13 protein-coding genes are annotated in these 14361 nt (G+C 71.3%); 7 read left to right on the top strand and 6 right to left on the bottom strand.

Annotated elements, in window-relative coordinates; translation table 11 throughout:
• Positions 1-8 precede the first annotated feature (8 nt).
• Both M4D53_RS10230 and pyrE read right to left on the bottom strand, forming a co-directional pair.
• Positions 9-911, bottom strand: coding sequence for an ROK family protein (locus tag M4D53_RS10230; RefSeq protein WP_259953848.1), 903 nt, complete (start codon positions 909-911; stop codon positions 9-11).
• A complete protein-coding gene (gene pyrE / locus M4D53_RS10225; RefSeq protein WP_187662600.1) occupies positions 908-1468 on the bottom strand; it encodes an orotate phosphoribosyltransferase in 561 nt (186 codons plus the stop codon). Before pyrE ends, M4D53_RS10230 begins: the two co-directional genes overlap by 4 nt.
• Positions 1469-1505: 37 nt before the next feature.
• Between pyrE and M4D53_RS10220 the strand changes: the two genes are divergently transcribed.
• Positions 1506-2351 carry an exodeoxyribonuclease III gene (locus M4D53_RS10220; protein ID WP_259953845.1) on the top strand — a complete coding sequence of 282 codons (846 nt, stop codon included), beginning with the start codon at positions 1506-1508 and terminating at the stop codon, positions 2349-2351.
• Between the two features lie 28 nt (positions 2352-2379).
• Complete coding sequence (locus M4D53_RS10215) at positions 2380-3237, top strand: Cof-type HAD-IIB family hydrolase (protein WP_259953844.1); 858 nt, start codon at positions 2380-2382, stop codon at positions 3235-3237.
• Positions 3238-3370: 133 nt separating this feature from the next.
• On the opposite strand, the gene M4D53_RS10210 is transcribed toward M4D53_RS10215, so the two are convergent.
• The 3 genes from M4D53_RS10210 to M4D53_RS10200 are packed head-to-tail and all read right to left on the bottom strand — an operon-like array spanning position 3371 to position 5455.
• A complete protein-coding gene (locus M4D53_RS10210) occupies positions 3371-3565 on the bottom strand; it encodes a hypothetical protein (RefSeq protein WP_259953843.1) in 195 nt (64 codons plus the stop codon).
• A gap of 25 nt (positions 3566-3590) precedes the next feature.
• Positions 3591-4229 carry a hypothetical protein gene (locus tag M4D53_RS10205; RefSeq protein WP_259953842.1) on the bottom strand — a complete coding sequence of 213 codons (639 nt, stop codon included), beginning with the start codon at positions 4227-4229 and terminating at the stop codon, positions 3591-3593.
• A complete protein-coding gene (locus M4D53_RS10200) occupies positions 4226-5455 on the bottom strand; it encodes an MFS transporter (RefSeq protein WP_259953840.1) in 1230 nt (409 codons plus the stop codon). Before M4D53_RS10200 ends, M4D53_RS10205 begins: the two co-directional genes overlap by 4 nt.
• A gap of 79 nt (positions 5456-5534) precedes the next feature.
• Between M4D53_RS10200 and M4D53_RS10195 the strand changes: the two genes are divergently transcribed.
• The 5 genes from M4D53_RS10195 (at position 5535) to M4D53_RS10175 (ending at position 10764) form a co-directional block, all read left to right on the top strand.
• Positions 5535-6788 (top strand): sensor histidine kinase, encoded by a 1254-nt coding sequence (locus M4D53_RS10195; RefSeq protein WP_259953838.1) that lies wholly within the window; start codon positions 5535-5537, stop codon positions 6786-6788.
• Positions 6785-7474: a response regulator gene (locus tag M4D53_RS10190; RefSeq protein ID WP_259953832.1), complete on the top strand. Its 690-nt coding sequence runs from the start codon at positions 6785-6787 to the stop codon at positions 7472-7474. The genes M4D53_RS10195 and M4D53_RS10190 overlap by 4 nt, the downstream gene beginning before the upstream one ends.
• 38 nt (positions 7475-7512) lie before the next feature.
• Positions 7513-8694: a benzoate/H(+) symporter BenE family transporter gene (locus tag M4D53_RS10185; protein WP_259953831.1), complete on the top strand. Its 1182-nt coding sequence runs from the start codon at positions 7513-7515 to the stop codon at positions 8692-8694.
• Positions 8695-8800: 106 nt separating this feature from the next.
• On the top strand, positions 8801-9685 hold the full coding sequence (locus M4D53_RS10180; RefSeq protein ID WP_187664243.1) for an ABC transporter ATP-binding protein: 885 nt from the start codon (positions 8801-8803) through the stop codon (positions 9683-9685).
• Complete coding sequence (locus tag M4D53_RS10175) at positions 9682-10764, top strand: ABC transporter permease (RefSeq protein ID WP_187662608.1); 1083 nt, start codon at positions 9682-9684, stop codon at positions 10762-10764. Before M4D53_RS10180 ends, M4D53_RS10175 begins: the two co-directional genes overlap by 4 nt.
• Before the next feature lie 85 nt (positions 10765-10849).
• On the opposite strand, the gene M4D53_RS10170 is transcribed toward M4D53_RS10175, so the two are convergent.
• Complete coding sequence (locus tag M4D53_RS10170; RefSeq protein WP_259953830.1) at positions 10850-14344, bottom strand: bifunctional proline dehydrogenase/L-glutamate gamma-semialdehyde dehydrogenase; 3495 nt, start codon at positions 14342-14344, stop codon at positions 10850-10852.
• Positions 14345-14361 lie beyond the last annotated feature (17 nt).

Below are 14361 nucleotides of genomic sequence, written 5' to 3'. Positions count from 1 at the left end.
GCCTCCCGTCAGCGCAGGACGAGGGCGGCGGCGCCGATCAACGGCCCCTCGTCGCCCAGGCCCGAGCGGACGACGCGGGTGCGACGCGAGTATTCGTGCACGGCGCTGGCGGTGAGAGCCTGCTGGACGAGGTCGATGTAGTCCGCCGACACCTGCGAGAAGCCCCCGCCGATGGCGACGACATCGAGGTCGACGAGGGTGGCGGCATCGGCCAGCGCCTCCCCGACGGCGCGGGCCGAGCGCTCGATCGCCGCACGGGCGACGGCGACACCGGCCGCGGCATCCCGAGCCAGGTCCTCCCCGGTCGCGCCGGGCCAGCCCTGCTCCCGCGCCCAGGCGGCACTGGCAGGTCCGGAGGCGATCTCCTCGAGAGTGAGCCCGCCCTCGCGGCGCACCTGGCCGAGGTGCCCGGCGTTGCCGCTCGCCCCGGGCACATACGCACCACCCACGACGAAACCGCCGCCGACGCCGGTGGACACGACGATCGACAACGAGGCTCCCGCCTGCTGCGTCGCCCCCAGCCACGACTCCGCGAGCGCGAGCGCGCCGCCGTCGTGACCCAGGACCGCCGGGACCTCCCGGCCGAGTGCGGTCGAGGCCGCACGGGCGACCGCGTCGACGAGGCCGAAACCCCGCGCGAGGGGCATGTTCACCGGCAGGATCTCACCGCGGGTCCGATCCACGGGACCCGCGCTGCCGATCCCGGCGCCGACGAGCTCCGCGTCGGCGGGAAGGGCCGCGAGCGCATGCCGCACGATCGCGTCGACCGCCGCCGCCAACGACGCCGACGTCGCCTCACGGCCGGTGGGCTGCCGGCTGCGGCTGCCGGGGACGAGCGCGCCGTCGTCGGCGACGAGGGCGGCCTCCATCTTCGTGCCGCCCACATCGACGGCCAGCGCGTAGCGGGTCACTGCGGGTCGAGCCCGAGGTCGTCGAGGTCGAACGCCGCGCGCCACTCCAGACCCTCGGCCTCGATGGCGGCCTGCGCGCCGGTCTTGCGGTCGACGATCACCGCGACGGCGACGACCTCCGCGCCTTCCTTGCGGAGCGCCTCGACGGCCTTGAGCGCGGACTGCCCGGTGGTCGAGGTGTCCTCCAGCACGACCACGCGCTTGCCCTTCACGTCGGCGCCCTCGATCTGGCGACCGCGGCCGTGGTCCTTCGGCTCCTTCCGCACGACGAACGCGTCGAGCGGACGGTCGGTGCCGACCGAGGCATGCAGGACGGCGTTCGCGATCGGGTCGGCGCCGAGCGTCAGACCGCCGACGGCGACGACGTCGAGATCGGCGATCAGGTCGAGCATGATGCGGCCGATCGCCGGGGCTGCGCGGTGGTCGAGGGTGAGCTTGCGCATGTCGACGTAGTACGTCGCCTTCTTGCCGCTGGAGAGGGTGAAATCGCCGTGGAACACCGCCTCGTCCGTGATGAGGGCGAGGAGGGTCCGGCGGTCTGCGTCGAGTGCGGTCACGGCATCCAGTGTAGGAGGCACACCCTAGGCTGGACGCATGCGCTTGGCCACCTGGAACGTCAACTCCATCCGCACCCGCGTCACCCGCACCGTCGAGTTCGCCGTCCGTGAAGACATCGACGTGCTCGCGATGCAGGAGGTGAAGTGCAAGCCGGAGCAGTTCCCGTATGCGCCGTTCGAGGAGGCCGGCTACCACGTCGAGGTGCACGGCCTGAATCAGTGGAACGGCGTCGCGATCGCGAGCCGTCTGCCCGTCACCGATGTCCGCACCGCCTTCGACGGCATGCCAGGGTTCGCGAAGGGCCACGAGGGCCCCGATGCCCCGCAGGAGGCGCGCGCTCTGGGCGTCATGGTCGACGGCGTGCGCGTCTGGAGCCTGTACGTGCCCAACGGCCGCTCGCTCGATGACCCGCACTATGTCTACAAACTGCATTGGCTCGAGCAGCTCAAGCGGTCCACGGCGGCCGAGCTGTCGGCGAACCCCGACCTCCCGCTCGCCCTCGTCGGCGACTTCAACATCATCCCGTTCGACCATGACAACGGCGATCCCGACATCGTGGTCGGCCGGTCCACCCACGTGTCCCCCGCCGAGCGCGACGCGTTCTTCGCCCTGACCGACGCGGGGGTGACCGATGTGGTGCGTCCGCTGCTCCCCGAGGGCTACACCTACTGGGACTACCAGCGGCTGAAGTTCCCGCGCAACGAGGGCATCCGCATCGACTTCATCCTCGGCTCGAAGACGTTCGCCGATGCCGTCACCGGCGCGTCGATCCACCGCAACGAGCGCAAGGGCGAGCAGCCCAGCGACCACGTGCCCGTGGTGGTCGATGTGGACTTCGGCGGCGACGACGCCGACGACGACCTGCCGATGATCTTCTCCTGACCCTTCGACAGGCTCAGGGACCCATCGCATGGCAGACTCAGGGACCCATTCCGTGCGGCTGATCGCGACCGACCTCGACGGCACCCTGCTCGATAGCTCGTCCACGGTGTCGCCGCGTACCCGCGCGGCGCTCGATGCCGCGCGGGATGCGGGCGTCGCGGTGGTGCCCGTCACCGCCCGCCAGCCCATCGGCCTTCGCGTGATCGCCGCCGACGCCGGATTCGACGGGTGGGCGCTGTGCGGCAACGGCGCGTACGCGACGCACCTCACCGAGGGCCGCATGCTGTTCGCCGAGGAACTGCCGCCCGCGACCCTTCGCACCGTCGCCGACGCGCTGCGCGCCAGCGTTCCCGGCCTGCTCTTCGCGAGCGTACGGGAGGGCGGCGAGACGTTCGTCGCGCAGCACGGCTACGCGACGATCGCGCAGCTGTCCGACCACAAGCGCGACCCCGCGACGATGGGCGGCGTCCCGCTGGACGAGGTGCTGGCCGCGCCGACGCTCAAACTCGTGATCCGGCACCCCGAGCTCGCGCCCGCCGCACTCTTCGAGACCCTGCGGTCCCTCGGGCTCACCGGCTTCGAGGCCACGCTGTCCGGCGCCCCGTTCGTCGAGGTCATGGCGCAGGGCGTCACGAAGGCCACGGGACTCGCGCGCCTCTGCACCCACCTCGGCATCGATCGCTCCGACGTCGTGGCGTTCGGAGACGCCCTCAACGATGTCGAGATGCTCCGCTGGGCCGGTCACGGCGTGGCGATGGCGCACGCGGAACCCGTCGTGCAGGAGGCCGCGGACGAGACCACCGCGACCAACGACGAGGACGGCGTGGCCCGCGTGATCGAGCGCCTGCTCGACTATCGGGCTATCGCCTCTCGGGCGAATACCTGACAAATCGATTCACCCGACACATCGATATTGCGGGCGGAGCATGCGGGTGGTCGTACCCGTCGCGTTCGCCACCGTCTGCACGTTCACCGTCCCCTCCAGGTTCGAGAACCACCACGTCAGCGTTGTGCCACCGCTACCGCAGAAGTGCGCCGACGAGAGTGAAGATGCCGAAGCCGATGAAGAGTATCCCGACGATGAGCATCCTCATCGGCGTCCTCCCGGGCGGCATCGCATCATCAGCTAACGGCTCCCCGTACATCCTCTCCACGCCGTGATGGAAGATCTGGGAAACAGACCTGCGGAAAATCATCAGGGCAAGCCCGATCACGATCAGTATCGGTCCGATCACTGACTCAGCAGACACGTGCAGTCCCGGGAGCGAAGCTCATAGGTGGTGCCATCGGAGAACTGCCACCCCGCACACGCCGTGCGGCAGCATCCTCCGCTTCATCCCGCGATGGACTGAAGTCAACGAAGGTCTCGTCACAGAACGGTTCGCGAAGCTCGGACCAGTCGGAGCCCGAGAACCGTCCTGCCCCAGGCAGGAAGACCGCTTCTCCGTCGACGCTACGAACGTGAAGTACACCGTCGTCGTCCACCTCCCAACGCGCATCGCCAGCATCTCCCTCGCTGGCGTCAGCGACACAAAGCCGGGCGTCAGCAGACGTCTCGATGTGCCCCAATGAGATTCCCGACAGCTGGGCAGTTCCGTCCGCGTAGAGCTCGATGGTTGTGTTGGCGGCATCCGGGACGTCTGGGTCCTTCGATCGCTGCCAGCTGATCGGGAACTCGAACTGATCGCCGGGCCCCGGTGTCTTCGTGAGAGCAGGAATGACCAAGACCGCGCATATCACCACGAGGAAGATGGCCACCCCCGCCCCCACTACTCCCCACAGCACGGTTTTATTCACTTGCACGCGATCTCTCCACAGTGCTTCAGAATGAAGTTGTAGTACTGAGTACTGGATCGTATTGCACTCGGCGCTCTTCATGTCGCTTCATAGTTCTGCCCTTCGCCGTCGTGTCCGTTCGCCCGGTTCTGGTCCGGCCGCGCGTCGACGCGCGGCGGTCGGAGACCGAGGAGCGCCACGGCCCCGGCTCCCGCCGTGAGCACCGCGATGACGCCGATTCCGACCGCCGGCACCGTCGCCGTCGCCACGGCCCCGGCGACCAACGGGCCACCCGCGTCGCCCAGCTCCCGGCCCAGTTCCGCACTGCCCATCGTGCGTCCCATGCGTTCCGCGGGCGTCGATGCCGCCAAGTGCGAGAACGCCACCGGCGTCGCCAGGCCCACCCCGGCGCCGACCAGCACGCCCGTGACGCACAGCACGATCGGCGTCACCCACAGCGCGGTGAGCCCGATGCCGAGGCCGATCAGGAGCAGCCCGCCGACGGCCCCGAGACGGACGGAGAGCCGACCGCGGTCGTGCGCCGCGCCGACGAACGGCTGCACGATGCTCGACACGATCGCCAGCACCGTGACGATCGCCATGCTGCCCACCGTGCCGAGCCCGGCCTGTCGCCCGAGCAGCGGGAGGAATCCCACGGCCACGGCGAGCGCACCGGTCGTGGCCGCCAGCACGAGGGTGGGGACGAGGAACCCAGGGGCGAGGAGCTCCCGGCCGAGGTCGACGAGCGTCACCCGCTTCCGCGGCAGCACGGGCACGGCGGGGACGGCGAGGAGCACCCATCCGGCTGCCGCGAGTCCGAGCACGGCGAGGGCCCAGAACAGGGCAGGGATCCCTCCCACCACCACGAGCACCGCGCCGAGCAGCGGGCCGAGCGCGTATCCGAGACTCTTCCAGGAGCCGTAGCGCCCGAAGTAGCGGCCACGGGACGCGTCGTCCGTCAACCGGGCCACCGCAGCGGACGAGGCCGGCGAGAACGCCGAGGCCGCGGCTCCCTGGCCGAAGCGCGCGATCACGAGACCGACCATGCCGGGGGCCTGAGCTCCGACCACCGAGAACGCGGCGAAGGCCAACAGCCCGCCGATGATCACGGGACGCACGCCGACCCGGTCGCTGAGGGCGCCGAAGAGCGGTTTCAGCAACACCTCGGCGAGGTCGTACAGCGCGAGCGTGAAGCCGAAGGCCAGCAGCGTCCAGCCGATGTCCTCGGTCTCGGCGCCGAGGGCCGCGGCGATGCCGTGCGCGCCGAAGGCGGTGGTGAACCCGGCGAGGTAGAGCGGTGCCAGGCGCGGGCGCGGCGAGGAGGTCACACCTGATCCTGGCAGACGTACCGCCCGCGTCCGTCGCACGGGGGATGCCGCGCGACAGTCCCCGCCCTACGGTGGAGGGATGGCCTTCACCCGGACGCCGACCCTGCGCGACCAGCGCGGCGACCTCCTCCTCGCGCTCGTCCTCTTCGTCGGTGCGATCCTCAGCGCGGCGCTCTCCTCCATCGCCCAGGTCTACGGCGACGAGCAGGCCCCGCTGTGGACCGCGCTCGTCTACGCCGTCGTCGTGGCGGCGCCGCTCGGGTTCCGCCGACGCTGGCCCGGCACCGTGGCCGTCGTGGTGTCGCTGGCCTACTTCACGGCTGTGACGATCCGAGTGCCGGAGATCTACGTCGGCAACATCGCGATGTTCATCGCGCTCTACACGGTCGGCGCCTGGATGAACGATCGCCGGAAGGCCCTCGTCGTCCGCGTCGCCATCATCGTCGGCATGTTCGTGTGGCTCCTCATCACCATGTACCGCGACGCCATCAGCGAGGCCGATAAGGCGGACGTCGTCGCCGGAGCCATGTCGCCCTACGTGGCGTTCATGCTCATCCAGATCCTCCTCAACGCCCTGTACTTCGGCGGTGCCTATTACTTCGGCGAGCGCTCCTGGGCGGCAGCCGAGCAGCGCACCGTGCTGGAAGAGCGCACCCGCGAACTGGAGCGCGAGCGCGAGGTCACCGCGGCGCAGGCGGTGGCCCTCGACCGGGTGCGGATCGCCAGGGAGCTGCACGACGTCGTCGCCCACCACGTGTCGGTGATGGGCGTGCAGGCGGGCGCCGCGCGCCTCGTGCTCGAGAGCGATCCTGCCCAGTCGGCGCGCATCCTCTCCGGGATCGAGTCCTCCGCGCGGGACGCGATCCAGGAGCTGCGCCAGCTGCTGGAGACGCTGCGCACTCCCGGCGGCGACACGACCGAGTCGGCGTCGACCGTCTCCCTCGACGACATCGCGGCGCTCGCGCAGGCATCGACCGAGGCGGGTCTCCCCACCGCGTACACCGTGATCGGCGATCCGGTGCCCGTTCCCTCGCTCGTCGCCGTGAACCTGTACCGGATCGCACAGGAATCGCTGACCAACGCCCGTCGGCACGCCGGACCGGGGGCGACCGCGGACGTGCGCGTGCGCTACGACGACGACGGCGTGGAGGTCGAGGTCGTGAACACCGGCCGCGCCATCGCCCAGCTGCGACCCGGTCTCGGACAGCTCGGGATGCGCGAGCGCGCGGCAGCCTCCGGCGGCACCGTCGAGGTCACTCCGCGCGTCGCCGGGGGTCTGCGGGTCCGGGCGCGGGTGCCGCTCGGCACGGCCGTGCCGGAGGGCGCACGATGACCGCGCCGATCCGAGTGCTCCTCGTCGACGACCACGCCCTCCTCCGCGCGGGATTCCGCACGATCCTCGACACCCAGCCCGACATCGCCGTCGTGGGCGAGGCCTCGACGGGAGCCGAGGCCGTCGCGCAGGCCGCCGCGCTGCGCCCCGACGTCATCACGATGGACGTGCAGATGCCCGACATGGACGGGATCGAGGCGACGCGCCGCCTCGTCGCCGACCCGTCGGTGGGCGCCGCGATCGCGATCGTGACGACGTTCGACCGCGACGACTATCTCTATCAGGCGCTCGAAGCCGGCGCGAGCGGATTCCTCCTCAAGAACGCGGGCGCCGAGGATCTCATCTCCGCGGTGCGCGCTCTCGCGGCCGGGGACGGCATGCTGGCACCCGAGGTGACCCGCCGCGTCCTCACCCGCTTCGCCGGAGCGACCCCGGAAGCCGGCGCCGCTCCCGCCCGCGCGGTGGCGAAAGCGCCCGCGACGGCCGTACTCGCGGAGCCGCTGACCGAGCGGGAGGCCGAGGTGCTGACCCTGCTCGCCGACGCCCGCAGCAACGCCGAGATCGCCCGGGCTCTGTTCATCGGCGAGGCCACCGTGAAGACCCATGTCTCGCGCATCCTCCAGAAGCTCGGTGCCAGGGACCGCGTGCAGGCCGTCGTGCTCGCGCATCGGATGGGGCTGGCCTGACCGGAGGCGGACCGCTCCCCCGCGATACTCTCGGAGCCATGCCCGCCGCCGTCCCCGTAACCCGTCCGATCGTCGCCGGGATCGTCACGGCACTGGTCGGGTTCACGAGCTCCTTCGCGGTGGTGCTCACGGGGCTCGACGCCGTGGGCGCGTCGGCGGCGCAGGCGGCCAGCGGACTCCTCGCCGTGAGCCTCGCGATGGGGCTCGCCTGCATCGTGCTGGCCTGGCGCTACCGGATGCCGATCACGGCCGCGTGGTCCACCCCCGGTGCCGCACTGCTCGTGGCGACCGGCAGCGTCGAGGGCGGCTGGCCCGCCGCCGTCGGAGCCTTCCTCGTGACGGCGTCCCTCATCCTCCTCACGGCGCTCTGGCCCGCGCTTGGCGCCCTGATCGCGCGGATCCCGCCGTCGATCGCGCAGGCCATGCTGGCAGGGGTGCTGCTGCCGCTCTGCCTCGCGCGGATCACCGGGGTCGTCGCGAACCCGTGGGGTGTGCTCCCGGTCGTGCTGACCTGGCTGCTCTTCGCCCGTCTGGCTCCCCGGTGGGCCGTGCCGCTGGCCTTCGCCGCCGCGGCCGCGGTCGTCGCTCTGTCGCTGGTCTCCGCCGGGACCCCCGTCGACCCGGCCGTCCTCCTGCCGCGGTTCGAGCTGACGATGCCGGCCTTCACGGTCGGGGCCCTGGTCGGCATCGCGCTTCCGCTGTTCATCGTGACCATGGCGTCGCAGAACGTGCCGGGTATCGCGATCATGCGCAGCTTCGGCTACAAGGTCCCGTGGCGTCCGGCGATGCTCGTGACCGGTCTCGGCACGGCGCTCGGCGCTCCGGCGGGCGGTCATGCGATCAACCTCGCCGCCATCAGCGCGGCCCTCGCCGCGTCCCCCGACGCCGACCCCGACCCCACCCGGCGCTGGCTCGCCGGTGTCTCGACCGGAGCGTCCTACCTCGTGCTGGGCGCGTTCTCCGCCGCCTTCGCCACGCTCGTCGTGCTCGCCCCGACGGCGGTGATCCCGGCGGTCGCGGGGCTGGCGCTGTTCGGCGCCTTCGGCGCGGCCGTCCAGCAGGCGATCGACGACCCCGGTGAGCGGCTCCCCGCGGTCGTCACGTTTCTCGTCGCCGCCTCCGGCATCGCGGTGCTCGGGGTGAGTGCGGCGTTCTGGGCGTTGGTCGCCGGCCTGCTCGTGCGCACGGTGCTGCACGTCGGCCGTCCGTCCCGCGGCTGATCCGTCGCAGTCCCCCCTGCGGGGGATGCCCCGCCCCGCCCGCACTCAATAGCGTGAAGATCATGCGGATCACCTTCGGACGGAGCACCACGACATGACAACCGGACTGCTGGAACTCTCCGGCATCACCAAGAGCTACGGCAGCCGCCGGGTGCTGGACGACGTGTCGTTCACGGTCGCGCCGGGCCGCCTCACCGGCTTCGTCGGCGGCAACGGCGCCGGCAAGACCACGACCATGCGCATCATCCTTGGCCTGCTGTCGTCGGACGGCGGACGGGTCGACCTCGACGGGGCGCCCCTCACCACCAGCGACCGCCGCCGCTTCGGCTACATGCCCGAGGAGCGCGGCCTGTATCCGAAGATGAAGGTCCTGGAGCAGATCGTCTACCTCGCGCGCCTGCACGGATTCAGCAAGCCGGAGGCGACGGAGCGGGCGACCGCGCTGCTCACGGAGCTCGGGCTCGGCGAGCGCCTCGACGACACGATCGAGTCGCTGTCACTGGGCAACCAGCAGCGCGCGCAGATCGCCGCGTCGCTCGTGCACGACCCCGAGGTGCTGATCCTCGACGAGCCCTTCTCCGGCCTGGACCCCCTCGCGGTTGACGTCGTCGCCGGGGTCCTGCAGGCCAGCGCGGCCCGCGGCGCCTCGATCCTCTTCTCCTCGCACCAGCTCGACGTGGTCGAGCGTCTCTGCGACGATCTCGTCATCCTCGCCGGAGGCACCATCCGGGCGGCCGGATCCCGGGACGGCCTCCGCGCCGAGCACGCCCGCGATCGGTACGAGCTGGTCTCCGCGGGGGACGCCGGGTGGCTGCGCACCGAGCCCGGGGTCACGGTCGTCGACTTCGAGGGCGGCTACGCGCTCTTCGACGCGGACGGCCCCGACACGGCCCAGCGCGTGCTGCAGTCTGCGGTCGCGCGCGGCGACGTCGCGAGCTTCGCACCCAAGCACCCCTCCCTCGCCCAGATCTTCAAGGAGGTCATCCAGTGAACGCCTCGACCCCCGCACGGAACGGGATCTGGCTGGTCGCCGAGCGGGAGATCGGCTCCAAGCTCCGCAGCAAGGCGTTCCTGATCTCGACCGGCATCCTGCTGCTCATCGCCCTCGCCGGCGTGCTGTTCGGCGGCTTCGCGAGCCAGAACAACGACGCCATGCCGGTGGCCGTGACCTCGGAGACCGCGGGCGCCGTGTCCGCCCTGCCCGACGTCGAGGTGACCGAGGTCGCCTCCCGCGCCGAGGCCGAGGAGCTGGTCCGCGAGGGCGACGTCGATGCGGCGGTGCTCGCGGGCGACAACGCCGCGGGCTACACGATCGTCGCCCTGGAGGATGCCCCCGGGTCGCTCGTGTCCGGGCTGTCGCTCTCGCCCGAGGTCGTCATCCTCGAGCCGGTGACCACCAACCCGCTGCTGCGCTACTTCATCGCGATCGCGTTCGGGCTCGTCTTCATGATGGCGGCGGCCACGTTCGGCGGCACCATCGCGCAGAGCGTGGTCGAGGAGAAGCAGACCAGGGTGGTCGAGGTGCTGCTGTCGGCGATCCCCGCGCGCACCCTGCTCGCCGGCAAGGTCATCGGCAACACGGTGCTCGCGATGGGGCAGATCCTCGCCCTCGCGGCCGTCGCCACCATCGGCCTCATCGTGACGGGTCAACGCGAGGTTCTGACCACCCTCGGCGCCCCCATCATCTGGTTCGCGGTGTTCTTCCTGTTCGGGTTCATCCTGCTCGCGGCGATGTTCGCGGCGGCCGCCTCCATGGTCTCCCGCCAGGAGGACATCGGCTCGACGACGACCCCCATCACGATGCTCATCATGGCGCCGTACGTGCTGGTGATCGTGTTCAACGACAACCCGTTGGTGCTGACGATCATGTCGTACGTGCCGTTCTCGGCTCCGGTCGGAATGCCGATGCGTCTCTTCGTCGGTGAGGCGCAGTGGTGGGAGCCGCTGCTGAGCCTCGCGATCCTCCTGGCGAGCTGCGTCGCGGCGATCGTCGTCGGCGCGAAGATCTACGAGAACTCCCTGCTCCGGATGGGCTCGCGGGTGAAGCTCGCCGAGGCTCTGCGCGGCTGACTCCCGAGACCCCGCTTTCGCGCCGAGACCCCCTGCTGCACGCGCGTGCAGCAGGGGGTCTCGACGTGTAGCCGGGGTCTCGGGATCAGAGGATGCCCTCGGAGAGCGTGGTCGGGTTGCCGAAGCGGTGGTTGGTGATCGACACGGCCTGTTCGTGCAGGAACGGGAGCATCTCCACCCGGCCCGCTCCGGTCACGGCGTGCGACCAGACCGCGACGTCGGGGCTGCCGTCGAGGGCCGTGTGCAGCGCGCCGGCGTCGCCGCCCACGAGCCGCACCCGCTGCCACGACCGGGCCCCCTTCGCGTAGCGCTTGGTCCACGCGGCGTCCGACTCGGTCTTCACGGTCACGCCCTGCGCCTTGAGCGCCTTCTCCACCCGGGACGGCAGCGACGCGGCCGACACGGTGAACGGGCTGCCGCTGCGCAGGGCAGCGGCGAGCACCCGGACCCCCTCGGCGAGCGGCGCGTCCTCGGCGACGCGCACGTCGACGGCCACCGGACGGTACCGGAACACGTTGCGCTCGACGCCGAGTCCGGACTTGTCGCTCACGGCGCCGAACTCGTCGATCCACGCGCGCTCGTCGGCGGCCGCGGCACGATGCAGCCACTCGATGCCCGCGGGGTCGAGCTCGGGTGCGGCGGCCTCCAGCAGCCCCGTCACCGCGGGGGTCACCGCCGCCCCCGGAGCCGCGGCGGGCAGCTCGCCCGCACGCCACTCGCCCAGACCGAAGAGGTAGTTCGGACCGCCGGCCTTGGCCCCGGCGCCCACCGCCGAGCGCTTCCAGCCGCCGAACGGCTGACGCTGCACGATGGCGCCGGTGATCCCTCGGTTCACATACAGGTTGCCGGCCTCGACGCGGTCCAGCCAGGTCGCGACCTCGGCGGAGTCCAGCGAGTGCAGCCCCGCGGTGAGGCCGTAGTCGACCGCGTTCTGCAGCCGGATGGCCTCATCGAGGTCCTTCGCGTGCATGATGCCGAGCACGGGTCCGAAGAACTCGGTGAGGTGGAAGTACGAGCCCTCGCGCACGCCGGTCTTCACCCCCGGTGTCCACTGCTTCCCCTCGTCATCGAGCTTCCGGGGCTCGACCAGCCAGCGCTCGCCCTTGTCGAGAGTGGTGAGCGCGGTGAGGAGCTTGCCGTTCGCGGGCTCGATGATCGGCCCCATCTGCGTGGCGGGGTCGTCGGGAAGCCCGACGCGCATCGAGGTGACCGCGTCCACGAGCTGCCGCTCGAAGCGCTTCGAGTCCGCCACCGACCCGACGAGGATCGCCAGCGACGCGGCCGAGCACTTCTGCCCCGCGTGGCCGAACGCGCTGCGGGCGACGTCGGCGGCGGCGAGGTCGAGGTCGGCCGACGGCGTCACGATGATCGCGTTCTTGCCGCTGGTCTCGGCGAGCAGCGGCAGGTCGGCCCGGAAGGAGCGGAACAGCTGTGCGGTCTCGTAGGCCCCGGTGAGGATGACCCGGTCGACCTGGGGGCTCGCCACCAGGCGGGTGCCGAGGTCGCGGGAGGCGAGGTCGACGAGGGCGAGCAGATCGCGCGGGACGCCCGCGGCCCACAGCGCCTCGACCATCACGGCGCCGCACCGCTGGGTGAGCTTCGCGGGCTTGATGATCACGCCGGATCCGGAGGCGAGGCCGGCCAGCACACCGCCGGCGGGGATCGCCACGGGGAAGTTCCACGGCGGCGTGACCACGGTCACCTTCGACGGCACGAACTCGGCGCCGGGGATGGCCTCGAGATCCTTCGCGCGCTCGGCGTAGTAGTGCGCGAAGTCGATCGCCTCGCTGACCTCGGGGTCGGCCTCGGCGATGGTCTTGCCTGCTTCGTGCGCCATGATCTCCAGCAGCTCGCCGCGGCGGGCGGCGAGCTCGTCGCCCGCGCGGTGCAGGACGGCGGCGCGCTCGGCGGCGGGAAGCGCTGCCCATTTCTCGGCGGCGGACGTGGCGGCCGCGAACACGGCGTCCAGCTCGGCGTCGGTCTCGATGCGGGCCGCGGCGATCGCGTCCCGGCCGAGCGTCGAGGAGACCGAGCGCTGCAGGATCTCCCGGCCCCACGCGCGGTTCGCGGCGAGCGCGGGATCGGTGTCGGGCTCGTTCGCGAAGCCGTCCGTCGTGGCGGCGGGGCGCGGAGCCGTGCGGTCCTGCGTGCGGTTCGGGCCCGGCACCGACGGGTCGGCGACGAGCGCGGCGAGCGAGCGCTCGAAGCGCTCCCGCTCGCGGGTGAGCAGGGTCGGGTTCGAGGCCAGCTCGAACACGGCCGACATGAAGTTCTCGGGGCTCGCGTTCTCCTCGAGGCGCCGCACGAGGTAGGCGATGGCGACGTCGAACTCCGCCGGGTTCACGACCGGCGTGTAGAGCAGGAGACGGCCGACGTCCTTGCGGACGGCCTCGGCCTGCCCGGTCGCCATGCCGAGCAGCATCTCGTACTCCACGAGGGCGCCCTTCTGCCCCTGGGTCCCTGAGCCTGTCGAAGGGCCGGTCACACCACGGGCCTTCGCCAGCAACCACGTGTACGCGATGTCGAAGAGGTTGTGACCGGCGACGCCGATACGCACGGCGTCGAGCCGCTCGGGGGTCATCGCCCAGTCGAGCACGCGCTTATAGTTCGTGTCCGAGTCCTGCTTGGTGCCGTAGGTCGCGAGCGGCCAGCCGTGCACCTTCGCGTCGACCTCCTCCATCGCGAGGTTCGCGCCCTTGACGACGCGCACCTTGATCGGCGCTCCGCCCTTGGCGCGGCGCGCGGCCGCCCACTCCTGGAGCCGCTGCATGGCGCCGAGCGCGTCGGGGAGATACGCCTGCAGCACGATGCCCGCCTCGAGGTCCTCCAGGCCCGGCTGGTCGAGGATGCTCGTGAAGGCCGCGATCGTCAGGTCGAGGTCGCGGTACTCCTCCATGTCGAGGTTGATGAACTTCTGCGTCCCGGTGCGGGCCCCCTTCGCCTCGGCCTTCGCCGCGAGCCGGTACAGCGGGGTGAGCTTCTCCACGACATCGGCGACGGCCTCGTCGAACGACCACATGGAGAGCTGACTGACGACGCTCGAGACCTTGATCGAGACGTAGTCGACGTCCGGGCGGGCGAGGAAGTCGTACGTGCCCTGCAGTCGGCGGCCCGCCTCGCGCTCGCCGAGCACGGCCTCGCCGAGGAGGTTGAGGTTCAGACGGTTGCCGGTCTTGCGGAGCTTGGCGATGGCCGGGCCGAGCTTGGACGGCGTCGCGTCGAGCACGAGGTGGCCGACCATGGCCCGCAGCACGCGCCGCGAGATCGGGACGACGACGTTCGGGAGCTTCGGCGCCCAGAACCCGCCGGCCTTGATGGCGGCCCGGAGGTAGCCGGGCAGCAGCGTGGGCGTGATGTCCGACAGCTCGGCGAGCTTGCGGCCGGCGACCCGCAGGTCCTCCGGACGCATGACGCCGTCGACGAAGCCGACGGTGAAGTCCAGTCCGTTCGGGTCCTTGAGCACCTCGGAGAGGCGCTGGGCGGCCGGCTCGACCGGGTGGGTCTCGCTCTCGGCGAGCCAGCGCTGCACGAGCGCGGCGACCTCTTCGGTGCGGGGGGTGGTGTCGTCGATGACGGTCATGGGGCGGGGGTACCTTC

Origin of the sequence: Microbacterium meiriae (assembly GCF_025143875.1) — a bacterium.
GTDB classification, from domain to species: Bacteria; Actinomycetota; Actinomycetes; order Actinomycetales; family Microbacteriaceae; genus Microbacterium; species Microbacterium meiriae.
This window is presented reverse-complemented; position numbering and strand designations above follow the sequence as displayed.

Coding starts and splice junctions, on each gene's coding strand:
- M4D53_RS10220 (WP_259953845.1), top strand. CDS start 1,506: ATGCGCTTGGCCACCTGGAACGTCAACTCCATCCGCACCCGCGTCACC.
- M4D53_RS10215 (WP_259953844.1), top strand. CDS start 2,380: ATGGCAGACTCAGGGACCCATTCCGTGCGGCTGATCGCGACCGACCTC.
- M4D53_RS10205 (WP_259953842.1), bottom strand. CDS start 4,229: ATGAAGAGCGCCGAGTGCAATACGATCCAGTACTCAGTACTACAACTT.
- M4D53_RS10195 (WP_259953838.1), top strand. CDS start 5,535: ATGGCCTTCACCCGGACGCCGACCCTGCGCGACCAGCGCGGCGACCTC.
- M4D53_RS10190 (WP_259953832.1), top strand. CDS start 6,785: ATGACCGCGCCGATCCGAGTGCTCCTCGTCGACGACCACGCCCTCCTC.
- M4D53_RS10185 (WP_259953831.1), top strand. CDS start 7,513: ATGCCCGCCGCCGTCCCCGTAACCCGTCCGATCGTCGCCGGGATCGTC.
- M4D53_RS10170 (WP_259953830.1), bottom strand. CDS start 14,344: ATGACCGTCATCGACGACACCACCCCCCGCACCGAAGAGGTCGCCGCG.